Source organism: Pectobacterium sp. 1950-15 (assembly GCF_037136835.1).
In the GTDB taxonomy this organism is placed as follows: Bacteria; Pseudomonadota; Gammaproteobacteria; order Enterobacterales; family Enterobacteriaceae; genus Pectobacterium.
Map to the genome: position 1 here is coordinate 336,368 of NZ_JBBBQR010000002.1, position 25,886 is coordinate 362,253.

The 25,886-nt window shown below is 53.2% G+C and carries 23 protein-coding genes; 6 read left to right on the forward strand and 17 right to left on the reverse strand.

Annotation, left to right across the window (positions count from 1 at the left end; genetic code table 11):
* Window positions 1-23: 23 nt before the first annotated feature.
* The 4 genes from mtgA to WCT94_RS03615 all read right to left on the reverse strand — a co-directional run bounded on the left by mtgA (window position 24) and on the right by WCT94_RS03615 (window position 5,245).
* Window positions 24-758, reverse strand: a complete 735-nt coding sequence (mtgA, locus tag WCT94_RS03600; RefSeq protein WP_336868017.1) for a monofunctional biosynthetic peptidoglycan transglycosylase — start codon at window positions 756-758, stop codon at window positions 24-26.
* Window positions 755-1,408 carry an isoprenoid biosynthesis glyoxalase ElbB gene (gene elbB / locus WCT94_RS03605; RefSeq protein WP_336868086.1) on the reverse strand — a complete coding sequence of 218 codons (654 nt, stop codon included), beginning with the start codon at window positions 1,406-1,408 and terminating at the stop codon, window positions 755-757. Before elbB ends, mtgA begins: the two co-directional genes overlap by 4 nt.
* Before the next feature lie 426 nt (window positions 1,409-1,834).
* Window positions 1,835-4,204 (reverse strand): aerobic respiration two-component sensor histidine kinase ArcB, encoded by a 2,370-nt coding sequence (gene arcB / locus WCT94_RS03610; RefSeq protein ID WP_336868018.1) that lies wholly within the window; start codon window positions 4,202-4,204, stop codon window positions 1,835-1,837.
* Between the two features lie 111 nt (window positions 4,205-4,315).
* Entirely contained in the window at window positions 4,316-5,245 is a 930-nt protein-coding gene (locus WCT94_RS03615; protein WP_336868019.1) for a TIGR01212 family radical SAM protein, read from the reverse strand.
* A 651-nt stretch (window positions 5,246-5,896) separates the two neighbouring features.
* Here WCT94_RS03615 and gltB point away from each other — a divergent pair.
* Both gltB and WCT94_RS03625 read left to right on the forward strand, forming a co-directional pair.
* On the forward strand, window positions 5,897-10,357 hold the full coding sequence (gene gltB, locus WCT94_RS03620) for a glutamate synthase large subunit (protein ID WP_336868020.1): 4,461 nt from the start codon (window positions 5,897-5,899) through the stop codon (window positions 10,355-10,357).
* 9 nt (window positions 10,358-10,366) lie between these two features.
* On the forward strand, window positions 10,367-11,785 hold the full coding sequence (locus tag WCT94_RS03625; RefSeq protein ID WP_012773016.1) for a glutamate synthase small subunit: 1,419 nt from the start codon (window positions 10,367-10,369) through the stop codon (window positions 11,783-11,785).
* A 47-nt stretch (window positions 11,786-11,832) separates the two neighbouring features.
* On the opposite strand, the gene WCT94_RS03630 is transcribed toward WCT94_RS03625, so the two are convergent.
* A complete protein-coding gene (locus WCT94_RS03630; protein WP_039282809.1) occupies window positions 11,833-12,261 on the reverse strand; it encodes a GFA family protein in 429 nt (142 codons plus the stop codon).
* 382 nt (window positions 12,262-12,643) lie between these two features.
* Between WCT94_RS03630 and WCT94_RS03635 the strand changes: the two genes are divergently transcribed.
* Complete coding sequence (locus WCT94_RS03635; protein WP_336868021.1) at window positions 12,644-13,417, forward strand: (S)-acetoin forming diacetyl reductase; 774 nt, start codon at window positions 12,644-12,646, stop codon at window positions 13,415-13,417.
* Window positions 13,418-13,493: 76 nt separating this feature from the next.
* On the opposite strand, the gene sspB is transcribed toward WCT94_RS03635, so the two are convergent.
* From sspB to zapE, 5 genes are all read right to left on the reverse strand, one after another.
* On the reverse strand, window positions 13,494-14,000 hold the full coding sequence (sspB, locus tag WCT94_RS03640; protein WP_336868022.1) for a ClpXP protease specificity-enhancing factor: 507 nt from the start codon (window positions 13,998-14,000) through the stop codon (window positions 13,494-13,496).
* Between the two features lie 5 nt (window positions 14,001-14,005).
* Window positions 14,006-14,647, reverse strand: a complete 642-nt coding sequence (gene sspA, locus WCT94_RS03645; protein ID WP_336868023.1) for a stringent starvation protein SspA — start codon at window positions 14,645-14,647, stop codon at window positions 14,006-14,008.
* A 331-nt stretch (window positions 14,648-14,978) separates the two neighbouring features.
* Window positions 14,979-15,371, reverse strand: coding sequence for a 30S ribosomal protein S9 (rpsI, locus tag WCT94_RS03650; RefSeq protein ID WP_039346610.1), 393 nt, complete (start codon window positions 15,369-15,371; stop codon window positions 14,979-14,981).
* Window positions 15,372-15,386: 15 nt separating this feature from the next.
* Window positions 15,387-15,815 (reverse strand): 50S ribosomal protein L13, encoded by a 429-nt coding sequence (gene rplM / locus WCT94_RS03655; protein WP_012773011.1) that lies wholly within the window; start codon window positions 15,813-15,815, stop codon window positions 15,387-15,389.
* 237 nt (window positions 15,816-16,052) lie between these two features.
* Window positions 16,053-17,204, reverse strand: a complete 1,152-nt coding sequence (gene zapE / locus WCT94_RS03660) for a cell division protein ZapE (RefSeq protein WP_336868024.1) — start codon at window positions 17,202-17,204, stop codon at window positions 16,053-16,055.
* 215 nt (window positions 17,205-17,419) lie between these two features.
* Between zapE and zapG the strand changes: the two genes are divergently transcribed.
* The 3 genes from zapG to degS all read left to right on the forward strand — a co-directional run bounded on the left by zapG (window position 17,420) and on the right by degS (window position 20,771).
* Complete coding sequence (gene zapG, locus WCT94_RS03665) at window positions 17,420-17,824, forward strand: Z-ring associated protein ZapG (protein WP_005975485.1); 405 nt, start codon at window positions 17,420-17,422, stop codon at window positions 17,822-17,824.
* 275 nt (window positions 17,825-18,099) lie between these two features.
* A complete protein-coding gene (gene degQ / locus WCT94_RS03670) occupies window positions 18,100-19,470 on the forward strand; it encodes a serine endoprotease DegQ (RefSeq protein ID WP_271875797.1) in 1,371 nt (456 codons plus the stop codon).
* A gap of 203 nt (window positions 19,471-19,673) precedes the next feature.
* Window positions 19,674-20,771, forward strand: coding sequence for an outer membrane-stress sensor serine endopeptidase DegS (degS, locus tag WCT94_RS03675; protein ID WP_336868025.1), 1,098 nt, complete (start codon window positions 19,674-19,676; stop codon window positions 20,769-20,771).
* A gap of 121 nt (window positions 20,772-20,892) precedes the next feature.
* Here the strand turns inward: degS and murA are convergent, their stop codons facing one another.
* From murA to mlaF, 7 genes are all read right to left on the reverse strand, one after another.
* Complete coding sequence (murA, locus tag WCT94_RS03680; protein WP_336868027.1) at window positions 20,893-22,155, reverse strand: UDP-N-acetylglucosamine 1-carboxyvinyltransferase; 1,263 nt, start codon at window positions 22,153-22,155, stop codon at window positions 20,893-20,895.
* 82 nt (window positions 22,156-22,237) lie between these two features.
* Window positions 22,238-22,492, reverse strand: a complete 255-nt coding sequence (gene ibaG, locus WCT94_RS03685; protein ID WP_010280170.1) for a BolA family iron metabolism protein IbaG — start codon at window positions 22,490-22,492, stop codon at window positions 22,238-22,240.
* Window positions 22,493-22,615: 123 nt separating this feature from the next.
* Window positions 22,616-22,906, reverse strand: coding sequence for a lipid asymmetry maintenance protein MlaB (gene mlaB, locus WCT94_RS03690; RefSeq protein ID WP_336868029.1), 291 nt, complete (start codon window positions 22,904-22,906; stop codon window positions 22,616-22,618).
* A 13-nt stretch (window positions 22,907-22,919) separates the two neighbouring features.
* Window positions 22,920-23,549 carry a phospholipid-binding protein MlaC gene (gene mlaC, locus WCT94_RS03695; RefSeq protein ID WP_319848687.1) on the reverse strand — a complete coding sequence of 210 codons (630 nt, stop codon included), beginning with the start codon at window positions 23,547-23,549 and terminating at the stop codon, window positions 22,920-22,922.
* Window positions 23,550-23,561: 12 nt separating this feature from the next.
* Entirely contained in the window at window positions 23,562-24,128 is a 567-nt protein-coding gene (mlaD, locus tag WCT94_RS03700; RefSeq protein ID WP_336868032.1) for an outer membrane lipid asymmetry maintenance protein MlaD, read from the reverse strand.
* A 4-nt stretch (window positions 24,129-24,132) separates the two neighbouring features.
* Entirely contained in the window at window positions 24,133-24,915 is a 783-nt protein-coding gene (gene mlaE, locus WCT94_RS03705; RefSeq protein WP_181848318.1) for a lipid asymmetry maintenance ABC transporter permease subunit MlaE, read from the reverse strand.
* 7 nt (window positions 24,916-24,922) lie between these two features.
* Window positions 24,923-25,735 carry a phospholipid ABC transporter ATP-binding protein MlaF gene (mlaF, locus tag WCT94_RS03710; RefSeq protein ID WP_336868034.1) on the reverse strand — a complete coding sequence of 271 codons (813 nt, stop codon included), beginning with the start codon at window positions 25,733-25,735 and terminating at the stop codon, window positions 24,923-24,925.
* Window positions 25,736-25,886 lie beyond the last annotated feature (151 nt).

Below are 25,886 nucleotides of genomic sequence, written 5' to 3' on the forward strand. Positions count from 1 at the left end.
GGTATACTAACGAACAATACGGTTTAATTCAGATTGTTATCTCGCAAAAACGCGTCGCCGCCCATCTGTCTCATCTGGCGTAAAATCCACTGCTGGCGTTGAATAACATAGCCGGAGGGCGCATTTGCGCGAAAGCGAATGGGGTTCGGCAGCACCGCCGCCAGCAAAGCGGATTCGCTTGCCGTCAGCCTGCTGGCTGGCTTGTTGAAATAACGTTTGGCAGCGGCCTCTACGCCAAAGATACCGGGGCCAAATTCGGCGATATTCAGATACACGGTCAGAATCCGCCGTTTTGTCCAGACCAGCTCGACCCCGGTGGTAATTCCCGCTTCAAGACCCTTACGCACCCAGCTACGCCCGTCCCACAAGAACAGGTTTTTCACCATCTGCTGCGAGAGCGTAGAAGCACCACGAATCCGCTGTGTGTTGCGTTCGTTGTGCTTCAATGCCTGACCGATCGCATCCAGATCGAAGCCCCAATGATCGGGGAACTTTTGGTCTTCCGCCGCTATCACCGCCAGCGCCATTTCCGGTGCAATTTTCTCCATCGAAACCCAGTCAGAATGGGCAACATAGGAGAATTCGCCTTTCAGCCATGCGCTGATCTGCCTGTCGACCATCACTGCGGAGAACGGTACGGGCAGGAAAGAGAACAGCAGGATGCCAGCCAGCCACGCACCGATGACGACCAACACACTGCGAACAATCAGGCGCTTCAGCCACGTTAGTAAGCCTCCACGCCCTCGGTTCCACCTCATTCGGTGAGATCCAAAACGCGGGCCACGAGCTTATCAATGCCTTTTGCCGCTTCGCTGATGGAGTTAGCCAGCATGTAAGCAGGTGTCGTCACGATTTTATGTTCCGCATCAACTACGATATCATCGACCGGACAAACAACATGGATACCGCCCATCTCTTCCACGGCCTCTGCGGTGTCAATATCGTTACCAATGGTTACGCGAACAGATTCACCCAAAATCTTCGGCAACAGCGCAGGTGAGATGCAAATAAAACCAATTGGTTTATTTTGCTTATAAATTTCCTGTGTGAGCAATTGCAGTGTTTCATCAATCTGACATGACGTTCCCTGCGTCGCAAAGTCACTTAAATTTTTCGCGGCGCCAAAACCACCCGGCACAATCAGCGCATCTAAATCTTGTGCATTCGCCGTAGAAAGGGGCTGGATTTTTCCTCTGGCGATCCGTGCCGATTCTGCTAAAACGTTGCGATTCTCACCAGTTACGTCACCCGTCAGGTGATTAACCACCTGTAATTGCGGCTTATCTGGTGCAAAGCAAACCGCTTGTGCGCCCGCGCGATCCAGCGCAAGTAACGTCAACACGGCTTCATGAATCTCGGAACCGTCATAAACACCACAGCCACTAAGGACAATGCCGACTCGTTTCATCATCTTTTCCTTCATTTCATTACATCAACTAATTGATTTTTTAATTGACAAACACTAATCTACATCACACATTTTAATGATTCTTGTAACAAAGATTTCTACATTTGCTATTTTGTTGCTTGATGAAGATGTAAAGTAGTTAGGTAGTAAGTTAAGACACGAATATCCGCACTTGCGAGTTTACAAAACCTGAAATCTAAATGCAGGTGCATGTTTTCCCTGGTGTTGGCGCATAATTCGCGCACCCCGGCTTCGGCCGGGGTCATTTTTTTCTACCGTATGAAAACGTGCAAAACCTCGCATTCCCGTCCCTCTTTACTCGTAAACCCTGCTCAATCTGCCGCTTTTTTGCATGATATCGCATGAGACGAAAAAAATTTTTCAGCCGTTTTACTCGCCACGTCCCTGTGGCCGCAACAGAACGTATCAGGATTCTTTTTCTGCTTTTGCCACCCAATCACGCAGTACCTGAACGTCGTGACGCCAGTCGTGCTTAAGTTCATCGACCCATTCCTGCACGTTATCCCACCATGCTGGTAACGATGAGGTCTGAATCTGCTGAGAGACTTGCTGCAGATGCCGTAACCCGACGGAACCCGCGGCTCCTTTGATTTTGTGCCCTTCTTCCGTAATGCCTTTCTGGTCACGCGCCGTCATGTTGGAATCCAGAATCGCCAGATAGCCCGGCATCATCTGTTCAAACATCTCCAGACTCTGGTGAATCAATTTCGGCCCCACCAAATCCAGATACTGTTCCAGCATCGGAATATCCAGTAGATCTTCTTCTGCTTTTGCCATTTCATGGCCCTCCTCGACCACCGGTTCTTCCGTCCACACGGTGTGAGTATCCCAGAATTGTTTGATGACAGCCGTCAGCGCCGGCACCGACAGCGGTTTGCTGAGCACGTCATCCATACCCGCATCCAGATATTCGCGTTTATCTTTCAGCACGTTCGCCGTCAGCGCCACCAGCGGTGGCAGGCTGTGGTTGCCATAGCGCGAACGCAGCTGACGCGCGACGTCCAGTCCGGTCATATCCGGCAATTGAATATCGAGCAGCACCAGATCGAACTCATCGGGGTCGAACATATCCAGCGCTTCCTGTCCGGTCATGGCGACATCCACGCTATTGCCCAACTTTTCCAGCACCGAACGCGCGACGACCACGTTCAGTTCGATATCTTCCACCAGCAGGACGTGCAGCGCCGGTAACGGCAAATCATCATCGTCGTCCAGGCCGCTTCCCGCTTCATCGACGCTCGGTGCCGTCACCGTCAGAGTGAAGCAGGAACCCTTGCCTTGCGTGCTGGAAACCTGGATATCGCCCCCCATGTTCTGCGCCAGACGCTTCGACACCGCCAGACCGATTCCTGTGCCCGTTGCGGGCTTTCCGCCGTGCTGGTCTTTGACCTGATAATACATGGCGAAGATTTTTTCCAGCTCATCCGCCGGAATGCCCATCCCGGAATCTTCCACTTCAAAGCGCAGACGATCGCCTTTTTCATGCCAGACGCGCACCACAATTTCGCCTTTTTTGCCGTTCTCACCCTTCGGCGTGAATTTCACCGCGTTACTAAGCAGGTTCCACAGAATCTGCCGCAGGCGCGTTCCATCAGTAATGACTTTCTGCGGCAAAGGCTGATGCTGGTCCATAATCAGCTTCAGGCCTTTCGGTTCCGCCAGCAGGCCGCCGAGGTTCTCCAGATCCACCAGAAAGCCGGTGAAATCGATCGGCTGGTTATCCAGTTGCACCTTGCGGCGCTCCTGTTTGTCCATCTCAATCACGTCGTTAAAGATATTGCCCAGCGTAATCGCGCTGACGTGGATGGTTTTCAGGTATTTTTGCTGTTCAGGGTCAAGTTGCGTATCCAGCAGGATGCGACTTAACCCGACAATGCCATTAAGCGGCGTACGAAGCTCGTGGCTGATTGTTGAGATAAAAGTGGTCTTCTCCCTACTGGCGTTCTCTAACGCGTCCTGGTAACGCTTACGCTCCGTTATATCGCGTCCAAATCCCATCAGCCCGTGACGTTTACCCATCCGGTCATAAAACGGCACCTTACGCAGCTCAAAACAGGCTTTACGACCATCGGGATACACCAGCCATTGTTCATAGGTCAGAGAAACGTTATGACGGAACACTTTTTCGTCCGTCTCCATCACTTTCTCGGCAATATCAGGGGAGTAAACATCCTGCGGCGTCAGGCCAATGAGTTGCTTCTGGCTTTTGCCCACCAGCAGCTCCATCGCGCGGTTGCAGCCGGAGAACTCTTTATCTTCGTTACGGTAGTAAACCAAATCCGGTGAAGCATCGAGGAACGAACGCAACAACGCCGACTGTTGCTCCAGCTCAATCTGCGCCTGTTCGCGGCGGGACATCTCTTCTTTGAGTCGGCTCATCACCAACGCACGCGCGTCTTCCGCTTTGATACGGTCGGCGATTTCCTGATTGAGCTGCGCGATGTTCTCCTGAAGCTGCTCGTTCAGCTCCAGATCCCGATGGCGCATTTCTTCCAGCTTCGCTACCAGCTTCGACAGCCGCTGGCGCGACTCTTCGAGCTGTTCCACCACCACGGAGAGAAAATAAACGGCCCAGGGCGTAATCAACAGCCCGAAGAAAATGGAACGGACGACGTCGATGTTCTCGACTTCCCCGCTGAGCAACAGGGTGACGGCCATTTGCACCACCATCGCCAGCAGCACCAACACCGAGGCCAGCAGCAGTGAAAAACGGACAAGCCCCAGTTTTACCATCAAATCAACATAGTACTGCGCCAACAGACGAATTTGCTTCATAGCGATTTCCCTTAGTCACCCACCCGCGCATCATAACGTAAAACGACGGCTTATACGGTGCTGCCGCACAGATTCACGGCACAGCATCAGCCACCAATGCCCTGTGGCACATTACACATCAGCATAGCGATAGGGCGTCCCCAGCGCGGAACCCTGTACGCCATGCGTTTGCAGGTAGCGATCCAGCTCCACCATGCCCGTCCAGCGGTTTTCACACCACAGCGGCGCCAGAAGGGTAGGACGGCGAGCGCTGGCGGAAATGCGGTGATAGATCACCTCCGGCGGCGTATGGCGAATCATTTCTCCCGCCGTCTCCACGTAGCGCTCCAGCGCCAGCTCGGGCAGCCTTCCCGCTCGCCAGGCTTTCGCCATTGTGCTGCCTTCCACGATATGGAGAGGGTGCAGCTTGATGCCCTCCACGCCGGTCTCGACCACCTGTTCCAGCGTCGACAAGCAACGCTGGGCGTCTTCTCCCGGCAAACCGACAATCAGATGACTACACACTTTCAGACCGCGTTCACGCGCACGGCGGGTGGTTTCCTGATAGCAAGCGAAGTCATGTCCGCGATTAATTCGGTGCAGCGTTTTGTCACACGCGCTTTGCAGCCCTAGTTCCAGCCAGACCTCGTAACCCTGCTCATGATAGCGGGACAACAAATCTAGCACCGCATCAGGCACGCAGTCAGGGCGAGTCCCCACGCACAGCCCCACCATTTCGGCCTGCTTCAGCGCTTCCTGATACATGCTTTCCAGAACCTGAACTTCGGCATAAGTACTGGTATAAGCCTGAAAATACGCCAGATAGCGTTTGGCCCGATTTACCTTTCCCGCCTGCGTTTCCAGCTGCTGCGCGATGCTGCGTTGCTGCATCTGTTCATCGGCAAACGAGGCCACATTACAGAACGTGCAACCGCCCCGCCCCAGCGTGCCATCACGGTTTGGGCAATTAAACCCGCCATGCAGCGTCAGCTTGTGGATCTTCTCGCCATAGCGGCGTTGAAGATTTCCGCCAAACATATTGATTAATTTTTGCAATTGCATATTCTAACCTGCTCCCTTGAGGAACAGCAGACTACCTTTCTCTTGCCCCCTTCGCGATGACCGCGATCAATCACACACACCCCAACGAAATGCATTTTTATTCGCTTTTAGTGAAAATAAACTCACGTCGGTGCTAATTAATTTTTCTTATCCCGTATGCTCGCTTAATGAAAAGATGAAGCAATACTTAAAAATAGTTTCATGAAATCTAAAAGTAGCCATATACAGCATAATATGCTGCAACGCAGAAATAACGCAGCACGGATAAGGGTTCTCGCGCTTTTGTATAGTGATACAGCTCACACTTCAATTAAACGCCATATTCATTTCCCGAGATAGTTTTTCTAAAAAAATCATTATCTTTCATAGGTATAATTAAAAATTATCGTTTATCAGCACATTTTGCACTGGTATTTGACCTGAACAGGCTTTCTCGCTAATTTGGAAATCCGCTGGAAGCTTTCCTGACGGGTCCATGACTCGTCATATTTATGCAGTAAATGAAGACTCCCTCTAAAAACAAGTCATTTACCACTTGTGAGACCGTCACGAGAGGCCGAAGAAGAGAGCGTAATACTAGCCGCTCGACGCCACGGTGCTTTCTCGCAGTAGGTTGTGAGAGTCACACAGAGCCTGGGGAGGTTCACTAATATGTTGTACGATGCATCCCAAGAGAGAGATAACTGTGGTTTCGGATTAATCGCCCATATAGAAGGTGAGCCGAGCCATAAAGTAGTGCGTACCGCGATTCACGCACTCGCACGCATGCAGCACCGTGGCGCAATCCTTGCTGACGGCAAGACTGGCGACGGCTGCGGTTTATTACTTCAGAAGCCAGACCGTTTCTTTCGTCTGGTGGCGGAAGAGCACGGCTGGCGCTTAGCCAAAAACTACGCCGTTGGCATGATGTTTCTCAATCAGGACGAGGAGCTGGCTCGCGCCACGCGCCGGATTGTAGAAGAAGAGTTGCAGAACGAAACGCTGTCCGTACTGGGCTGGCGTGAAGTGCCGACCAACCCGGATGTGCTGGGTGAAATCGCCCTGTCGTCCATGCCGCGTATCGAGCAAATTTTCGTTAACGCCCCCGCAGGCTGGCGTCAACGTGATATGGAACGCCGTCTGTTCATGGCGCGTCGCCGTATCGAAAAGCGTATCGAAGACAAAGAATTCTACGTTTGTAGCTTCTCCAATCTGGTCACGATCTATAAAGGTCTGTGTATGCCGGCGGATCTGCCGCGCTTCTACCTCGATCTGGCCGATCTGCGTCTGGAATCCTCGATCTGTCTGTTCCACCAGCGTTTCTCAACCAACACCGTGCCACGCTGGCCGCTGGCGCAGCCATTCCGCTATCTGGCGCACAACGGTGAGATCAACACCATTGCCGGTAACCGCCAATGGGCACGCGCGCGCGCTTACAAATTCAAAACCCCGCTGATCCCAGACTTGCAGGATGCCGCGCCGTTCGTCAACGAAACCGGCTCTGACTCCAGCTCGCTGGATAACATGTTGGAACTGTTCCTGAGCGGCGGGATGGATATCATCCGCGCCATGCGACTGCTGGTTCCGCCAGCCTGGCAGAACAACCCGGATATGGATCCTGAGCTGCGCGCCTTCTTCGACTTTAACTCCATGCACATGGAGCCGTGGGATGGCCCAGCTGGTATCGTGATGTCCGACGGGCGCTATGCCGCCTGTAACCTGGATCGTAACGGCCTGCGCCCTGCGCGCTACGTTATCACCAAAGACAAGCTGATCACCTGCGCGTCTGAAGTCGGTATCTGGGATTATCAGCCGGATGAAGTGGTTGAAAAAGGCCGCGTCGGTCCGGGCGAACTGATGGTAATCGACACCCGCAGCGGTCGTATCCTGCACTCTGCTGAAACCGATGACGATCTGAAAAGCCGCCACCCTTACAAAGAGTGGATGGAGAAAAACGTTAAGCGTCTGGTGCCGTTTGAAGAGTTGCCAGACGATCAGGTCGGCAACCGTGAATTCGACGATGAGCTGCTGGAGACCTTCCAGAAGCAGCACGGTTACAGCAGCGAAGAGCTGGATCAGGTCATCCGCGTGCTGGGCGAAAATGGTCAGGAAGCCACGGGGTCGATGGGCGATGACACGCCGTTCGCCGTGCTGTCCAGCCGTCCACGCATCATTTATGACTACTTCCGTCAGCAGTTCGCGCAGGTAACCAACCCGCCGATCGACCCGCTGCGTGAAGCACATGTCATGTCACTGGCGACCAGCATTGGTCGTGAAATGAACGTGTTCTGTGAAGCGGAAGGTCAGGCTCACCGCCTGAGCTTTAAATCGCCGATCCTGCTTTACTCCGACTTCACACAGCTGACGTCGCAGGATGAGCTGCACTATCGTGCCGACACGCTGGATCTGACGTTTGATCCGTCGCAGCACACCCTGCAACAGACCATCGAGAAACTGTGTGACGAAGCAGAAAGCAAAGTCAGAGACGGTGCTGTGCTGCTGGTGCTGTCCGACCGCGGCATTAGCGAATCACGCCTGCCTGTCCCTGCGCCGATGGCCGTAGGTGCCGTTCAGCGCCGTCTGGTGGAAAAGAGCCTGCGCTGTGATGCCAACATCATTGTCGAAACCGCCAGTGCACGCGACCCGCACCACTTTGCCGTGCTGTTAGGCTTTGGTGCGACGGCTATCTATCCTTACCTCGCCTACGAAACACTGGCGCGGATGGTGGATAACCACACGATCGACAAACCTTATCGTGCCGTGATGCTGAACTACCGTAACGGCATCAACAAAGGCCTGTACAAGATCATGTCCAAAATGGGCATCTCGACGATTGCGTCTTATCGCTGTTCCAAGCTGTTTGAAGCCGTGGGCCTGCATAAAGATGTGTCGACGCAATGCTTCCTGGGCGTCGTCAGCCGCATCGGCGGTGCAAACTACAGCGACTTCGAACAGGATCTGTTGAACCTGTCCAAACGCGCCTGGCTGAAGCGTAAAACGCTGGAACAGGGTGGCCTGCTGAAGTTTGTGCACGGCGGCGAATACCATGCCTACAACCCAGACGTGGTCACCACGCTGCAAACCGCGGTGAAAACCGGGGAATACAGCGATTACGAGCAATACGCCAAACTGGTTAACGAGCGTCCAGCAGCAACCTTACGCGACCTGCTGGCACTGAAACCGCAAGAAGGCGCAGCCATCGCGATCGACAGCGTTGAACCTGCTTCTGAAATGTTCAAACGTTTCGATACCGCAGCCATGTCTATCGGCGCACTCAGCCCAGAAGCCCACGAATCGCTGGCAGAAGCGATGAACGGGCTGGGCGGTTTCTCCAACTCCGGTGAAGGTGGTGAAGATCCCGCGCGTTATGGCACCAATAAAGTGTCCCGTATCAAGCAGGTTGCTTCTGGTCGCTTTGGTGTGACGCCAGCCTATCTGGTCAACGCCGATGTAATTCAGATTAAAGTGGCACAAGGTGCGAAACCGGGCGAAGGCGGTCAGTTACCGGGTGATAAAGTCACGCCGTACATTGCCCGTCTGCGCTATTCCGTGCCGGGCGTGACGTTGATTTCACCACCGCCGCACCACGATATTTACTCTATCGAAGACCTGGCTCAGCTGATTTTCGATCTGAAGCAGGTTAACCCGAAAGCGATGATTTCGGTAAAACTGGTGTCCGAACCGGGCGTCGGAACTATCGCTACGGGCGTTGCCAAAGCGTATGCCGATCTGATCACCATCGCCGGTTACGACGGCGGTACCGGCGCCAGCCCGCTGTCCTCCGTAAAATACGCGGGCTGCCCGTGGGAACTGGGTCTGGTAGAAACACAGCAGGCCTTGGTATCCAACGGTCTACGCCACAAAATCCGCCTGCAGGTGGACGGTGGCCTGAAAACCGGTCTGGATATCGTCAAAGCCGCAATTCTGGGTGCGGAAAGCTTCGGCTTCGGCACTGGACCGATGGTTGCGCTGGGCTGTAAATACCTGCGTATCTGTCACCTGAACAACTGTGCGACAGGCGTTGCAACGCAGGATGAGAAGCTGCGTCGCGATCACTACCACGGCCTGCCTGAGCGTGTGACCAACTACTTCCAGTTCATCGCGCATGAAACTCGCGTGCTGATGGCAGAGCTGGGCGTCAGCCGTCTGGTCGATCTGATTGGTCGTACCGATTTGCTGGTTGAACTGGACGGTTTCAGCGCGAAACAGAACAAGCTGGATCTGTCGCCGCTGCTGCACGCTGCACAGCCTCAGCCAGGCAAAGCGCTGTACTGCACGGAAAGCAATCTGTCGTTCGATAAGGGCTTGCTGAACAAAGAGCTGCTGGCACAGGCACAGCCGCACATCGATTCGAAACAGGGCAAAGCGCTCTACTTCGATATCCGCAACACCGATCGCTCCGTCGGCGCGACGCTCTCTGGCGCAATTGCTGAGAAACATGGCGATCAAGGGCTGGCGGGCGATCCAATTAAAGCGCACTTCTCCGGTACCGCAGGGCAGAGCTTTGGCGTCTGGAACGCAGGCGGCGTGGAACTGAAATTAACTGGCGATGCCAACGACTACGTGGGCAAAGGCATGGCAGGCGGCAGCATCTCCGTGCGTCCTCCGGTAGGTTCAGCCTTCCGCAGCCACGAAGCCAGCATCATCGGTAACACCTGCCTTTACGGCGCTACCGGCGGTAAGCTGTTTGCCGCAGGCCGCGCAGGTGAGCGTTTCGCCGTGCGTAACTCCGGCTGTATCACCGTGGTAGAAGGCATCGGTGATAACGGTTGTGAATACATGACGGGCGGTATCGTCTGCGTACTGGGTCGTACCGGCGTGAACTTTGGCGCAGGCATGACCGGCGGGTTCGCCTACGTGCTGGATGAAGACGGTGAATTCCGCAAACGCGTTAACCCGGAACTGGTGGAAGTGCTGGATGTGGAAGAGCTGGCTATTCACGAAGAGCATCTGCGTGGCCTGATCACCGAGCATGTACAGAATACCGGTTCACACCGCGGAGAAGAGATCCTCGCTAACTGGCCGATCTGGGCACCGAAGTTTGCTCTGGTGAAACCGAAGTCAAGTGATGTGAAGGCATTGTTGGGTCACCGTAGTCGTTCCGCAGCCGAGCTGCGGGTTCAGGCGCAGTAAGAGGTCATCATGAGTCAGAATGTTTACCAGTTTATCGACTTACAGCGCGTTGATCCGCCCAAGAAGCCGCTGAAGATTCGTAAAATTGAATTTGTTGAGATCTACGAGCCGTTCTCAGAAAGCCAGTCCAAAGCCCAGGCAGACCGCTGCCTGGCGTGCGGTAACCCTTACTGTGAGTGGAAGTGTCCGGTACATAACTACATCCCGAACTGGCTGAAGCTGGCGAACGAAGGCCGCATTATCGAAGCGGCTGAGTTATCGCACCAGACCAACAGCCTGCCGGAAGTCTGCGGTCGCGTGTGTCCGCAGGATCGTCTGTGTGAAGGTTCCTGTACGCTGAATGATGAGTTCGGCGCGGTTACCATCGGCAACATCGAACGCTATATCAATGATAAAGCGATCGAGATGGGTTGGAAGCCGAGCGTTGCCAACGTCAAACCGACCGGCAAACGCGTCGCTATCATTGGCGCTGGCCCGGCAGGGCTGGCCTGTGCCGACGTGCTGGCACGCAATGGCGTACAAGCCGTCGTTTTCGATCGTCATCCAGAGATCGGTGGCCTGCTAACCTTCGGTATCCCCTCTTTCAAACTGGAAAAAGAAGTGATGGTGAAACGTCGCGAGATTTTCACCGAGATGGGCATCGAATTCCGCCTGAACACCGAAGTCGGCAAAGACGTGCAGATGAAAGCGCTGCTGGACGAATACGATGCCGTCTTCCTCGGCGTCGGCACCTATCAGTCTATGCGTGGCGGATTGGACAATGAAGATGCTCAGGGTGTCTACGATGCGCTACCGTTCCTGATCGCCAATACCAAGCAACTGATGGGCTTTGAAGCCGCAGCAGACGAGCCTTACGTCAGCATGCAAGGTAAGCGCGTTGTGGTGCTGGGCGGTGGTGACACCGCGATGGACTGCGTGCGTACCTCGATTCGCCAGGGTTCAACGCACGTTACCTGTGCCTATCGTCGTGATGAAGAAAACATGCCGGGTTCCAAGCGCGAAGTGAAAAACGCGCGTGAAGAAGGCGTCGAGTTCAAATTCAACCTGCAACCGTTAAGCGTCGAGATCAACGGCGCTGGCAAAGTGTGCGGTGTGAAAATGGCGCGGACTGCACTGGGTGCACCGGATGCCAACGGGCGTCGTCGTCCTGAAATCGTAGAGGGTTCCGAGCACGTTCTGGAAGCCGATGCGGTCATCATGGCGTTCGGTTTCCGTCCGCACAAAATGGCGTGGTTGGCAGAACATGACGTCAAGCTGGACGATCAGGGTCGCATTGTCGCACCGGAAAGCTGCGATAACGCCTTCCAGACCAGCAACCCGAAAATCTTTGCAGGCGGCGATGCAGTACGCGGTTCCGATCTGGTGGTCACTGCCATCGCAGAAGGCCGTAAAGCCGCTGATGGCATCATGAACTATCTGGAAGTGTAAGAACGACCCACTTCTCTTAAGGGCAGCGTAGGCTGCCCTTTTCTTTTTTAGTCTTTACCAGATTCGTCTTTACCGGAATACAGCGCAATCACCTCCTGCTCTGTCAGCATCGGCGTCTTTTCCGCAAACGAGTAGTAGCTCGGTTTGTTATCGATATAAATCTGCGTGACCATCTTCTTGTTGGCTTCATCGGCAAAAAAACCTGCTGGAATTTCATAAGCATCCGTACCGCGCAGACGGTAAAACAGATGTGTGCCGCACACGCGGCAAAACGCGCGCTCGGCCCATTCCGATGACTGCCATACCGTAATGTTTTCCTCGCCTTCTATTTTAATCGCCGGATCTTTGCACTCCACCGCCATGAGCGGCCCGCCGCCCCACGTCTGACACATACCACAATGGCAGACACCCACTTCACTGACAGAATGCGTCGTGGAAATCGTCACCCCGCCGCATAAACAACGACCTTGATGCATAACTCCCTCTCCTAATGTTCTGCGTTCTGGAATCGCAATATCCCATAAACAAGGAATATCGCCGCTGGTTTCGGTTATAGCATAGGTTATATACGCCTTTGCTCTTACTCTCAGGAAGTCGGACAGCGCTCAACTTTCATCGATAGTTCCCTCAACGTCGTGGTCAGAAGTTGAAGTGAGCCGCTCCGTAACAGCCAATGACAATCAGCCACTTATCCCTGCGGAATATCACACCAGAAAGTCCAATAAAACCTTTATCTTTCCACTTCTCTCTAAAGAACTTTTCGTAATAAATCCTGCAATATCACGTTAAAGGCCTACACTTACCTCCGGCATTTACTTGTCTTTATTGAGATTGGATTTCATTAAGGAGGAAGGAACTATGACAGTCGAAGTGGCCCTTGTAACAGGAGCCGGTCAAGGTATTGGCCGCGCTATTGCTCTCAGACTGGCGGCCGACGGTTTTGCCGTCGCCATCGTGGACTACAATCAGGAAACGGCGCGCAGTGTGGCGCAGGAAATCGAAAAAGCTGGCGGACAGGCCATCGCACTACAGGCAGACGTCGCGGATCGTGATGCCGTTTTCGCAGCCGTTGCCGCAGCTAAAAAACGCTTTGGTGACTTTAACGTCATCGTCAATAACGCCGGTGTTGCCCCCTCAACCCTGATTGAAGACATCACGCCGGAAGTCATCGATCGCGTGTATAACATCAACGTCAAAGGCGTTATCTGGGGTATTCAGGCAGCGCTCGATGCCTTTAAATCTCTGGGGCACGGCGGAAAAATCATCAACGCCTGCTCGCAGGCCGGGCATGTGGGTAACCCTGAACTCGCCGTCTACAGCTCAAGTAAATTTGCGGTGCGCGGCCTGACACAAACAGCGGCACGTGATTTAGCGCCGCTGGGCATCACCGTCAACGGCTACTGTCCAGGTATCGTAAAAACGCCAATGTGGGATGAGATCGATCGGAAGATCTCCGAATCCGCAGGGAAACCGCGTGGCTATGCGACAGAAGAATTCGCCAAACGCATTACGCTGGGTCGCCTTTCCGAACCAGAAGATGTCGCGGCCTGCGTCTCCTATCTGGCCAGCCACGACTCCGACTATATGACAGGGCAATCACTATTGATTGATGGCGGAATGGTGTTCAGTTAACCACTATTTAGCTAACAAGTGGTTATCTAACAACAGGAATAGAAAAGGGCACCGCAGTGGTGCCCTTGAAAATGAATTATTTAACCACCCGCAGCGACGGTCTACCACCTTTAGGCGGCTGTGGCGGTTCATCATCAGAACCGGGGCCATCGTCAGGGGCTTCAGAATCAGGCGGACTCTCGACAATCGACATCACCGTCCCTGAAGAGGGAGCACCTTCCTGGAAGTCTTCAAATTCACCTGCGGATTCTTCATAAGCAGGTTCAGGCTCAAACATCGTTCCAGCCCCGTTCTCACGCGCATAAATCGCCATGACGGCCGCCATCGGCACGTAGACCTGGCGCGGTACGCCGCCAAAACGGGCATTGAAACGAACGCTGTCATCAGCTAACTCAAGGCCGCCAACAGCGCGCGGTGCGATATTCAGCACGATCTGGCCGTCACGGGCGAACTCCATCGGCACCATAACACCCGGCAGAGTGACATCTACCACCAGATGGGGCGTTAATTGGTTATCCAGCAACCAATCATAAAAAGCCCGTAATAAATACGGACGACGCGGAGACAGTTGAGACAACGCCATACAGTTTAACCTCGGGTTTGCAAACGCATTTCACGTTCCACTTCCGTCAGGGAAGCCAGGAACGCATCACGCTCAAAGACGCGAGTCATGTAGCCTTTCAGCTCTTTCGCGCCCGAACCACTCAGTTCAATGCCTAACTGCGGCAAACGCCACAGCAGCGGAGCCAGATAGCAATCCACCAGACTGAACTCTTCGCTCATGAAATAAGGCGCTTCATTGAACACCGGGGCAATGGCCAGCAGCTCTTCACGCAGTTGCTTACGTGCCACGTCTGCTTCCTGCGCGCTGCCATGGGTAATTTTCTTCAGTAAAGAATACCAGTCGCTCTCAATGCGATGCATCATCAGGCGGCTGTTACCGCGCGCCACTGGATAAACAGGCATTAATGGCGGATGAGGAAAACGTTCATCCAGGTACTCCATGATAATGCGTGATTCATAGAGCGTCAGTTCGCGATCGACCAGCGTCGGCACGGAACCGTAAGGATTGAGGTCAATAAGATCCTGAGGCAGATTATCCATGTCTACCTGCTCAATCTCGACACTCACACCTTTTTCCGCCAATACGATGCGCACCTGATGGCTAAAAATGTCGGATGGACCAGAAAACAGCGTCATTACCGAACGTTTGTTGGCAGCGACAGCCATGAAAACCTCCAAGTTTATCGAGAAAATATGGCGAATAACCGCGCAGTCAATAACCTGCAAACCGCTATTCGAAATTCTGCTCGCCAATGTGTGTAAACATCGCCCGACCATATCTGGCGTTTTAAACAGCGACGCGATAGGTGGCACACAGGCATAAAATCGGCGAATAGCTTATCAGATTTTGTTCGTTTTGTGGGGATATAAGCGTAACTTCATCGCTAACATACGGAAAGTAAAGCGTATATTTCGAGGAAATTTATTTTCAGACATAAAAAACCCGGTGACCAGCACCGGGTTTTTTGCATTGATTTCGCTGCAAAGCAGCAAGAAATTAACGCTTGGAGAACTGAGGACGACGACGTGCTTTACGCAGGCCGACTTTCTTACGTTCAACCTGACGAGCATCACGAGTAACGAAGCCAGCTTTACGCAGTTCGCTACGCAGAGACTCATCATACTCCATCAGAGCGCGGGTGATACCGTGACGGATCGCACCAGCCTGACCAGAGATACCACCACCTTTAACGGTGATGTACAGATCCAGTTTCTCAACCATGTCGACCAGTTCCAGCGGCTGACGAACTACCATGCGGGCAGTTTCGCGACCGAAGTACTGTTCCAGACTACGCTGGTTGATAACGATGTTACCGTTGCCCGGTTTGATGAACACGCGAGCGGCGGAGCTTTTGCGGCGACCAGTGCCGTAGTATTGATTTTCAGCCATTGCCTATAATCCCGATTAAATGTCCAGAACTTGCGGTTGCTGTGCCGCGTGATTGTGCTCGGTGCCCGCGTAAACTTTCAGTTTACGGAACATAGCACGACCCAACGGGCCCTTCGGCAGCATGCCTTTAACCGCGATTTCAATCACACGCTCAGGACGGCGGGCAATCATCTCTTCAAAGGTCGCTTGTTTGATACCACCGATGTGGCCGGTGTGGTGATAATAAATCTTGTCGTTACGCTTGTTGCCAGTTACAGCAACTTTGTCAGCGTTCAGAACGATGATGTAATCACCTGTATCAACGTGCGGGGTGTATTCCGCTTTATGCTTGCCGCGCAGACGACGAGCCAGTTCAGTAGCGAGACGGCCTAAAGTTTTACCGTTCGCATCAACAACGTACCAGTCGCGTTTTACGGTTTCTGGTTTAGCTGTAAAAGTTTTCATTAAAAGCTTACCCAATAATTAGTTACACGTTGGTGAACACCCAAACGCTCAAAAACAGTTGAGGCTCACACGACCATCAAGTCCAGCAAACCTACCCCTTCGAATAGCCATTGCCGGCACTATAAAGTTTTTGGGAAAAAAACTTTGTTGTAACGTGGGGTCGCAAGATTATAGAGAAGTCATTCCCAAAGATCGACCTTTTTTCACACGCAAATGACTAAAAAACCGCAGCCTGCATTACGCCAAATGGGGCTGTCGTAAGTACTCTTCGCTTTGCATTTCCTGCAAACGGGACAGACAGCGCTGATATTCAAATTTCAGGTGTTCTCCCTGATAAATCTCAAACATGGATGCCTGCGCAGAAATAATCAATTTGATACGACGCTCGTAGCACTCATCTACCAGCGCCAGAAAACGACGAGCGGTGTTTTCTTCCTTCGTTTCCATCACTGTCACATTGTGCAACAGCATCGTGTGGTAGAGACGCGAAAGCGCGATGTAATCATTCTGGCTACGCGCTTCAGTACACAGCGTGTGGAAATCAACCGCCAGCACGCCCTCACTCACACCGAGTGTCGCCAACGGGCGATGATTGACTTCCAGCACCGGCCCCGGCGTCTGCCACTGTTTGCCTGTCAGGCGAGTAAACATCTGCTGCATCGCGGCATCCGTCTTTTCATCCAGCGGAGAAAGGTAAAGGTGTGCCTGCGTCAGCGTGCGCAGACGATAATCGATACCCGCATCAACATTACGCACTTCACAGTGCTGTTTAATCAGCTCAATCGCTGGAAGAAAACGTGCACGTTGTAATCCATTGCGGTAGAGATCGTCCGGCGGAATATTTGATGTCGCCACCAGCGCAATGCCGCGGGCAAACAGCGCACGCAGCAGTTCGGCCAGCAGCATCGCATCGGTAATATCAGAGACGAAGAATTCATCGAAACACAGCACGTCGGTTTCAGCTTTAAAACCGTCGGCCACTTTTTCCAGCGGATTTTCCTGCCCCTGAAACTGGTTCAGTTCTTCATGCACACGCAGCATAAAACGATGAAAATGCAGGCGCATCTTGCGCTCAGCAGGCAGGCTGTGAAAAAACATATCCATCAGCCAGGTTTTACCGCGCCCGACGCCGCCCCACATGTACAGCCCTTGAACTGGCGCAGATTCGCGTTTCTCATTCAGCCCCAGCCAGCTACGCCATTTCCCCACGCGGCCGGATGCCCCCGAATTGTCAGCAGCAGCACGAGCGCATAACGCCTGATGTATCGCGTCCAGGCGCATAACCGTCTGCCGTTGCACGTCATCCGGTTGATATTCACCGGCGGAAAGCGCCTGCTGATAACGTGCCAAGGGTGTTGTTTGCTGCCGTGTTGTCTGTGGAGTAGCCATCGCAATCCCTGAGAAAAAAGTTAGTCGTGTTTTGCTGTGTGTTGCCGTCGATTTAAGCCGTAATCGTCGCAGTTAACAACCTTGATGTCTGCGGTGGCTCAACATTCCCTTCAGTCATCGAGTATCAGGATTCCACTCAGGCAAGGTTAACGGTTATAGTGACTATTATTAAGTGAAAAACCCTACGGGACAACGACGTCAAAATAGGAGCTATTATGACTTGGGAGTATGCGCTGATAGGTTTAGTAGTCGGTATTATTATTGGTGCTGTAGCCATGCGCTTTGGTAACCGTAAGCTGCGGCAACAGCAGGTCTTGCAGAATGAGCTGGAGAAAAGCAAAACCGAACTGGAAGACTATCGTCAGGAACTGGTTGGTCACTTCGCTCGCAGTGCGGAGCTATTGGATAACATGGCGGATGATTATCGTCAGCTTTATCAGCACATGGCGAAAAGCTCCAATAACCTGTTACCTAACGTTCCGGGCCAGGATAATCCGTTTAAATATCGTCTGACCGAATCCGAAGCGGATAACGATCAGGCTCCGGTGAACATGCCACCGCGTGATTATTCCGACGGTGCATCAGGCCTGCTGCGGGGCGAACGCCCGATTCGCAAATAATTCTGCCTCTTCCAGCGTGAGGCTTTCTGGCCTCACGTTTTCCCTTCCTATGCTCTACGCTTAAAGCGCTTGTCCGTTTAAGACGCGCACCGTAGGCTGCCATCGTTCGATAACACCACCGTTCGGTAACACGTTGTATAAAAGCGATAGTTACAATCTGCTGACGAAACAGCAGTGAACTTTACACATTGATCGCCAGTCTGACTCTTCACCGTGTCTTTAAGTTTATATATCATCGTTTTATTCATCCGCAGGCCGTGAGAGAGTTAATAACAATGAAAAAAACATCATTATTATTTAGTGCACTGGCAATGAGTATAGGTTTGACCCTGTCCACGCTTCCCGCAGCGCATGCTGCGCTGCCTGCCGTGGTACAAGGGCAACAGACGCCAAGCCTGGCCCCGATGCTGGAAAAAGTTTTGCCAGCCGTTGTCAGCGTGCATGTTGAAGGTACACAGGTGCAGCGTCAGCGCGTACCGGAAGAGTTCAAGTTCTTCTTTGGCCCGAACTTCCCAACGGACAAGCAAAGCTCTCGTCCGTTTGAAGGGCTGGGCTCTGGCGTCATTATTGATGCCGCAAAAGGTTACGTGCTCACTAATAATCACGTCATCAATAACGCCGACAAAATTCGCGTCCAGCTTAATGATGGGCGCGAGTATGAAGCGAAACTGATTGGTCGCGACGAGCAAACCGATATCGCCCTGCTACAGCTGAATGACGCCAAGAATCTGGTCGCGGTGAAAATGGCTGACTCCGATCAACTTCGCGTCGGTGATTTCGCCGTTGCCGTGGGTAACCCATTTGGCCTTGGTCAAACAGCGACCTCCGGCATCATCTCTGCACTGGGGCGTAGCGGGCTGAATCTGGAAGGGTTGGAAAACTTCATCCAGACCGATGCGTCTATCAACCGTGGTAACTCCGGCGGTGCGTTGGTTAACCTCAATGGTGAGCTGATCGGTATTAACACGGCGATTTTGGCGCCGGGCGGCGGGAACATCGGTATCGGTTTCGCTATCCCCAGCAACATGGCTCAGAATCTGGCACAGCAGTTGGTTGAATTTGGCGAGGTCAAACGCGGGCTGCTGGGTATTAAAGGCAGCGAAATGACGTCTGAGATGGCGAAAGCCTTCAACGTCGATGCACAACGTGGTGCCTTCGTCAGCGAAGTCTTACCGAAATCTGCCGCCGCGAAAGCCGGTATCAAGGCAGGCGACGTGTTGACGACGCTGGATGGTAAACCGATCAGCAGCTTTGCGGAATTGCGGGCGAAAGTCGGCACCACTGCGCCAGGCAAGACCGTGAAAATCGGCCTGCTGCGTGATGGCAAACCGCAGGAAGTGTCCGTCGTGTTGGATAACAGCTCATCGGCATCAACCAGCGCCGAAACGCTTTCACCGTCATTGCAGGGTGCTTCCCTGACCAATGGTCAATTGAAAGACGGCAGCAAGGGCGTGCAGATTGATAACGTCGCTAAAGACACACCTGCGGCGCAGGTTGGCCTGCAAAAAGGCGATATCATTATCGGCGTAAACCGTGAGCGTATTGAAAACATCACGCAGTTGCGCAAGCTGCTGGAAGCGAAGCCTTCCGTTCTGGCCTTGAATATCGTTCGGGGCGAAGAAACGATTTATCTGCTGTTACGTTAATCACCTGTCGTCTTTTTCGGCAGTTTAACCTCGCTGATGTTAAAAAATTTCCGGGAGAAATTTTTAACGTTGTACCAGCAACGGCCCGTAAGGGTGGCGGCCAAGGATGGCACGCCATAAAAAATCGGATACCGAGTCATGCGGTGTCCGAACTTCTCGTGATATCCTCCCCCTACCTCCTTTTTCCACAGTAAATCACGGCCATGCTTGCTAAGTTATTACGTTCAGCACTATTTGGTGCCCTCGTCGCCGGTATTATTCTGGCCGTACTCCCCTTTATCGGGTCTGGTTCGTCGTTTCTGAAAAGTAGTGACAGACTGACTGATGGTTCGCCTGTCAGCTATCATCAGGGAGTGAGCCGTGCGGCGCCTGCTGTGGTTAACATTTACAACCGGGTTGCCAATCAAGAAAAACCCAGTGAAGTCGCTATTCACCCTCTGGGGTCTGGCGTTATCATGAATGAAAAAGGGTATATTTTAACCAACAAGCACGTGATTAATAACGTGCAGCAGATCCAGATAGAACTGTCAGACGGCAGACTGTACGAAGCCCGCGTGATCGGTTCCGATTCCCTGACCGACCTGGCTGTGTTGCAAATTGATGGTGTCAATCTGCCCGTTATTCCGATAAATGCCGACCGTCTCCCGCACGTTGGTGATGTCGTGATGGCGATCGGCAACCCTTATAATCTGGGGCAAACTGTCACGCAGGGTGTCATCAGCGCCACTGGCCGCGTCAGCCTCAGCGCTTATGGTCAGCAACGAAGCCAGGTTGGACGTCAAAACTTGCTGCAAACCGATGCGTCCATTAACCACGGCAACTCCGGCGGCGCGCTGGTCAACACGCTCGGTGAACTGGTCGGTATTAATACCCTCTCTTTTGATAAAAGCAGCAACGGCGAAACGCCGGAAGGCATTAGCTTCGCGATTCCCGTCACGCTGGCGACCAAGGTGATGGGCAAGCTCATCCGCGATGGTCGCGTAGTGCGTGGCTATATTGGCGTCAACGGTGTGCAGCTCGAAAACTTTGAGAACAGTACGTCGACCAACAGCCGTAATGCACAAGGGCGATTAACCGGTATTCTCGTGCAGACTATCGACCCAGGCGGGCCAGCAGATAAAGCGGGGATCCGTATCGAAGACGTCATCGTGAGCGTGAACAATAAGCCTGCACGTTCGATTATTGAAACCATGGAACAAGTTTCAGAAATACGCCCTGGAACTGTCATTCCGGTCACCATTGAGCGCGATGCTAAGCAAATCACGCTACAAATGACGATTCAGGAATTTCCCACCCAATAGCGGTATCCAAGGCGAGTTGATAAAACACTATTAGTAGGTAAATAAGCAGTAGGTAAATAAGAAACCGGGTGGGAACCCACCCGGCTGAAAACAGCATTTGAAGATTAAACGACAGAAACGCTTATTCGTGTTCTTTAACGCGCTCGATGTTTGCACCTAACGCACGCAGCTTATCTTCGATGCGGTCATAGCCACGATCGATGTGATAAATACGATCCACTGTCGTCACACCTTCCGCGATACAACCGGCTAATACCAGACTGGCTGACGCACGTAGGTCAGTCGCCATTACCTGCGCACCAGACAGCTTATCAACGCCGTGACAAATCACCGTATTGCTCTCAATTTCCGCCTGTGCGCCCATACGGATAAGCTCAGGTACATGCATGAAGCGGTTTTCGAAGATGGTTTCGGTAATCACGCCCGTTCCTTCCGCAACCAGATTCAGCAGGCTGAACTGCGCCTGCATATCGGTCGGGAAACCCGGATGCGGCGACGTGCGAACAGTAACCGCTTTCGGGCGTTTGCCGTGCATATCCAGACTGATCCAGTCTTCGCCGATTTCAATCTCCGCCCCCGCTTCGCGCAGCTTCACCAATACCGCATCCAGCGTGTCAGGGCGGGTATTGCGACAGATAATCTGACCGCGGGATACCGCAGCCGCGACCAGAAATGTCCCGGTTTCAATGCGGTCAGGCACCACGCGGTATACACCGCCGCCCAAACGCGCAACACCTTCAATGGTGATTTTATCGCTGCCTGCGCCGCTGATTTTCGCACCCAGCGTATTCAGGAAGTTTGCCGTATCGACAATCTCCGGCTCACGCGCGGCGTTCTCAATAATCGTAGTCCCTTCCGCCAGCGTCGCTGCGCTCATGATGGTGACCGTGGCGCCCACGCTCACTTTGTCCATCACGATGTGTGCGCCTTTCAGACGACCATCAACCGTCGCTTTTACATAGCCTTCTTCCAGCACGATCTGCGCACCAAGCTGCTCAAGGCCGTAAATGTGCAAATCTACCGGGCGGGCACCAATCGCACAGCCACCGGGCAGCGATACCTGACCTTGACCAAAACGTGCCACCAGCGGCCCCAGAGCCCAGATGGATGCGCGCATGGTTTTCACCAGATCGTACGGCGCACAAAATACGTTTACCTCGCTGGCATCCACATGGACGGAGCCATTACGCTCAACGCGCGCACCCAACTGACCAAGCAGCTTCATGGTGGTATCAATGTCGCGCAGTTTCGGTACGTTTTGAATCTCTACCGGTTCTTCTGCGAGCAACGCAGCGAACAGGATGGGCAACGCAGCATTCTTGGCGCCGGAAATGGTCACTTCCCCCGCTAAGCGGGTTGGGCCCTGAACACGAAATTTATCCATAGTCTTTGTATCTCGATGTCTTAATTCACTATTTCATCACACTGATACAGGCGATTTCTCTCTGCTCACACACGGAGAGTATTTAGAAGCCGTTCAGTTTACGGTCGCGTTGCCACTCTTCCGGCGTATAGGCCTTGATTGACAGTGCATGAATACGGTTATCCGCGATGTACTCCATCAGCGGCGCATAAACAGCCTGCTGTTTTTTTACTCGGCTCATTCCAGCAAAAAGTCCGCCCACCACGATGACCTGAAAATGGCTGCCATCACCAGAAACATGGGCTTCTTCCAGTGCTAATGCGTTCATCAGCACGTCTTTAATTTCGTTATTTTCCATCGCTCTCGATTTCTATGTCAGGGGGAGATGATTTACAGGGAGGTATCTTAGATGAATATGGCGCTATCTTAAACAAAGAATGCGCCGATGCCTGAAGGGGAAATCAGGCATCGGCGTGACAGGTTAAGACACAGGGATGATTTCATTCAGGTTATAGAGCGCAATGAGCGTTTTTAGCCGATCGCTGGCACCGACAATCGTTATCTCACTACCTGAAGATGGCTGCTGATAAACGTGCATCAGCAATGCCAACCCGGCAGAATCAACGCGGTTTAACCCCGACACATCCAACACGGTTTTACCCGCGAGCAACGCTTCACGCTGCTGCCAGAACGGTAACAGCGTTTCACGATCCAGATCGCCCGTTAACGCCAACGTGGAATCCTGCGCCTGCCAGTTCAATGCGTTCGCCATGTTCATACCCAAATTACTTTTTCTGATCCAACGTGATGGTCTGCTTCGCTGAGGATTCCAGCTGTTGAGTCAGGCCATCAACGCCTTTCTGACGTAGAATGGTCGCCCACTCGTTTTGCTTCGTGGTGATCATACTGACGCCTTCGGCAATCATGTCATACGCCTGCCAGTTACCCGTTTTGCTGTTCTTACGCCATTGGAAATCCAGACGTACGGGAGGGCGGCCACCGTTGTCAATGATGGTAACGCGAATGGAAACGATATCGGCATTGCCCAGCGGCTGTTCTGGCGCAATCTGGTAAGTCTGCCCGTTATACATCGCCAGGGCCTGACCGTAAGCCTGCTCCAGATAGGCTTCAAACGCTTTGAAGTAGGCATCACGTTGTGCCGGTGTCGCATCTTTGTAGTAGCGACCCAGAACCAGCGCGCCGGCGTATCTCACCTGTACATACGGCAGCAGTTCTTCACGTACGACAGTACGCAAATAGTCGGGGCTTTGTTTGATTTTTGGTTGCTCGTTCTTTAAACGATCAAAGGTTTTTTCCGCCGCTTCATTCATTAAACGATAAGGGTTCGTTTGATCCGCCGCGTTGGCTAATGGCGCAACCACCAGTAAAGCCACCATCAGTAAACGTTTAAACATGCAGATATCCTCTTATGGATGTGAAGGAACAGGTTCGTTGTTGTGCTCAGGGGTTGCCGCAGGATCGGCACCCGGCTCCGTACCCGCTTGACCGGCATTATCTTCGCTATTGCTGCCGCTCTTATATAGGAATTGACCGATGAGATCTTCAAGCACCATCGCTGACTTGGTGTCCTGAATCACACCACCGTCTTTCAGGATCGCGGTGCCCATTTCTTCATCCTCAAACCCAATGTTCAGCGCCAGATACTGTTCGCCCAGCAAACCAGAGGTACGAATAGCCAGAGAGCTGGTATCAGGAATATGATCGTAGCGCTGCTGAATATCCATCGCTACGCGCGGCAGATACGTTTTCTCGTCCAGCGAAATATCCGCCACGCGGCCAATGACCACGCCGCCAATGCGGATCGGAGAACGCGCTTTCAGCCCGCCAATGTTGTCAAACGTCGCGTACAGACGGTACGTCGGCTCACTACCGATCGATTTGAGATCGGCCACTTTCAGACATAAAAAGAGGATGGCAGCCAGCGCGATCAACATAAACACACCAACCCAGACTTCAGTTTTCTTTGTTTGCATCGACTCAGTTCCCAAACATCAGTGCTGTCAGCACAAAATCCAATCCCAGTACCGCTAACGACGAGTGCACGACAGTTCGGGTCGTTGCACGGCTAATCCCTTCAGACGTCGGGATCGCGTCATAGCCGTTAAACAGTGCAATCCAGGTAACAGTAATCGCAAATACGACACTTTTAATCACGCAGTTCAAGACATCCTGACGCCAGTCAACCGCGCCCTGCATAGCGGACCAGAAGAACCCGCTATCGATGCCTTTCCAGTCCACACCGACCAGCGCGCCCCCCCAAATGCCTACGGCGACAAAAATCACCGCCAGCAGCGGCATGCTGATGAGTCCCGCCCAAAAGCGTGGCGCCACAACGCGGCGTAGCGGATCAACCGCCATCATCTCCATGCTGGAGAGCTGTTCCGTTGCCTTCATCAGGCCGATTTCCGCCGTCAGCGCAGAACCGGCACGTCCGGCGAACAGCAGCGCCGTTACCACCGGACCGAGCTCACGCAGCAGCGACAGCGCCACCATCATGCCCAGACTGGCCTCGGCGCTGTAAGTCGTCAGAATGATAAAGCCCTGCAGCCCCAGCACCATACCGATGAACAGGCCGGAAACCATGATGATCAGCAGCGACTGCACACCCACGCTGTAAAGCTGCTTCACCAACAGCGGCCACTGTTTTCTGAATTCGGGTTTACCCACCAGCGCATTAAACAGCATCAGCCCGGCGCGCCCAAACGCCGCACTGGTGGAGATTCCCTGACGCCCAAGCGACGCCAACGTCCGTAATAACATGACTGCGTTAACCCCCTGAACCTAGCAGCGACGTTTTATAGTCGCCCGCCGGAAAACGGAAAGGCACTGGCCCGTCAGCGATACCGTCCAAGAACTGACGAACCTGCGGATCATTGTTCGCCCGCAATTCATCTGCCGTTCCTTCTGCTACCACCCGTTTGTCGGCCACGATATACGCGTAATCGGCGATGCTCATCACCTCTGGTACATCGTGAGAAACCACAACGCAGGTCACGCCCAATGCATGGTTCAACTCATCGATGAGCTTCACCAGTGTCCCCAGCGTGATCGGGTCCTGCCCGACAAAAGGCTCATCAAACATAATCAACTGCGGGTCGAGCGCAATGGCTCTCGCCAGCGCCGTGCGCCGCGCCATACCGCCGGACAGTTCCGCAGGCATCAGTTCCGATGCACCGCGTAGCCCCACCGCTTCCAGCTTCATCATCACGATGCTGCGCAGCAGCGATTCCGGCAGCTTAGTATGTTCACGCAGCGGCCAGGCGACATTATCAAACACGTTCAAATCGGTGAATAACGCCCCGGACTGAAACAACATGCTCATTTTCTTGCGCGCGTTGTACAGTTCGCTGCGCGACAGCGTCGGAATATTCTCGCCATCAAACCAGATGTCGCCGCTGTCCGGCTGTAGCTGCCCGCCAATCAGGCGCAACAGCGTGGTTTTACCAATGCCGGAAGGCCCCATGATCGCGGTGACCTTGCCTTTAGGCACATTCAGCGTGATGTCCGTAAAGATCTCTCGCTCTCCGCGCCGAAAGCTAAGACCACGGATCTCAACCAGATTAGTTGCCTCATGGTGCATTATTTCCATTCCTTACCAATCAGTACGCCAGTCAGTACGCTTATGTAGCGTCTTTCACTCCAGCCTAACGGCTGACTATCATCAAGGTGCGAGTTTTACAAAAACTTACCGTAAGTTCTTGTCCAAAATGGCGGCATAAACCGTTACCTGG

Excerpts from the sequence above, each read along its gene's own strand:
- mtgA (WP_336868017.1), bottom strand. The coding sequence starts at position 758 with ATGAGGTGGAACCGAGGGCGTGGAGGCTTACTAACGTGGCTGAAGCGC.
- elbB (WP_336868086.1), bottom strand. The coding sequence starts at position 1,408 with ATGAAACGAGTCGGCATTGTCCTTAGTGGCTGTGGTGTTTATGACGGT.
- arcB (WP_336868018.1), bottom strand. The coding sequence starts at position 4,204 with ATGAAGCAAATTCGTCTGTTGGCGCAGTACTATGTTGATTTGATGGTA.
- WCT94_RS03615 (WP_336868019.1), bottom strand. The coding sequence starts at position 5,245 with ATGCAATTGCAAAAATTAATCAATATGTTTGGCGGAAATCTTCAACGC.
- gltB (WP_336868020.1), top strand. The coding sequence starts at position 5,897 with ATGTTGTACGATGCATCCCAAGAGAGAGATAACTGTGGTTTCGGATTA.
- WCT94_RS03625 (WP_012773016.1), top strand. The coding sequence starts at position 10,367 with ATGAGTCAGAATGTTTACCAGTTTATCGACTTACAGCGCGTTGATCCG.
- WCT94_RS03630 (WP_039282809.1), bottom strand. The coding sequence starts at position 12,261 with ATGCATCAAGGTCGTTGTTTATGCGGCGGGGTGACGATTTCCACGACG.
- WCT94_RS03635 (WP_336868021.1), top strand. The coding sequence starts at position 12,644 with ATGACAGTCGAAGTGGCCCTTGTAACAGGAGCCGGTCAAGGTATTGGC.
- sspB (WP_336868022.1), bottom strand. The coding sequence starts at position 14,000 with ATGGCGTTGTCTCAACTGTCTCCGCGTCGTCCGTATTTATTACGGGCT.
- sspA (WP_336868023.1), bottom strand. The coding sequence starts at position 14,647 with ATGGCTGTCGCTGCCAACAAACGTTCGGTAATGACGCTGTTTTCTGGT.
- rpsI (WP_039346610.1), bottom strand. The coding sequence starts at position 15,371 with ATGGCTGAAAATCAATACTACGGCACTGGTCGCCGCAAAAGCTCCGCC.
- rplM (WP_012773011.1), bottom strand. The coding sequence starts at position 15,815 with ATGAAAACTTTTACAGCTAAACCAGAAACCGTAAAACGCGACTGGTAC.
- zapE (WP_336868024.1), bottom strand. The coding sequence starts at position 17,204 with ATGGCTACTCCACAGACAACACGGCAGCAAACAACACCCTTGGCACGT.
- zapG (WP_005975485.1), top strand. The coding sequence starts at position 17,420 with ATGACTTGGGAGTATGCGCTGATAGGTTTAGTAGTCGGTATTATTATT.
- degQ (WP_271875797.1), top strand. The coding sequence starts at position 18,100 with ATGAAAAAAACATCATTATTATTTAGTGCACTGGCAATGAGTATAGGT.
- degS (WP_336868025.1), top strand. The coding sequence starts at position 19,674 with ATGCTTGCTAAGTTATTACGTTCAGCACTATTTGGTGCCCTCGTCGCC.
- murA (WP_336868027.1), bottom strand. The coding sequence starts at position 22,155 with ATGGATAAATTTCGTGTTCAGGGCCCAACCCGCTTAGCGGGGGAAGTG.
- ibaG (WP_010280170.1), bottom strand. The coding sequence starts at position 22,492 with ATGGAAAATAACGAAATTAAAGACGTGCTGATGAACGCATTAGCACTG.
- mlaB (WP_336868029.1), bottom strand. The coding sequence starts at position 22,906 with ATGGCGAACGCATTGAACTGGCAGGCGCAGGATTCCACGTTGGCGTTA.
- mlaC (WP_319848687.1), bottom strand. The coding sequence starts at position 23,549 with ATGTTTAAACGTTTACTGATGGTGGCTTTACTGGTGGTTGCGCCATTA.
- mlaD (WP_336868032.1), bottom strand. The coding sequence starts at position 24,128 with ATGCAAACAAAGAAAACTGAAGTCTGGGTTGGTGTGTTTATGTTGATC.
- mlaE (WP_181848318.1), bottom strand. The coding sequence starts at position 24,915 with ATGTTATTACGGACGTTGGCGTCGCTTGGGCGTCAGGGAATCTCCACC.
- mlaF (WP_336868034.1), bottom strand. The coding sequence starts at position 25,735 with ATGCACCATGAGGCAACTAATCTGGTTGAGATCCGTGGTCTTAGCTTT.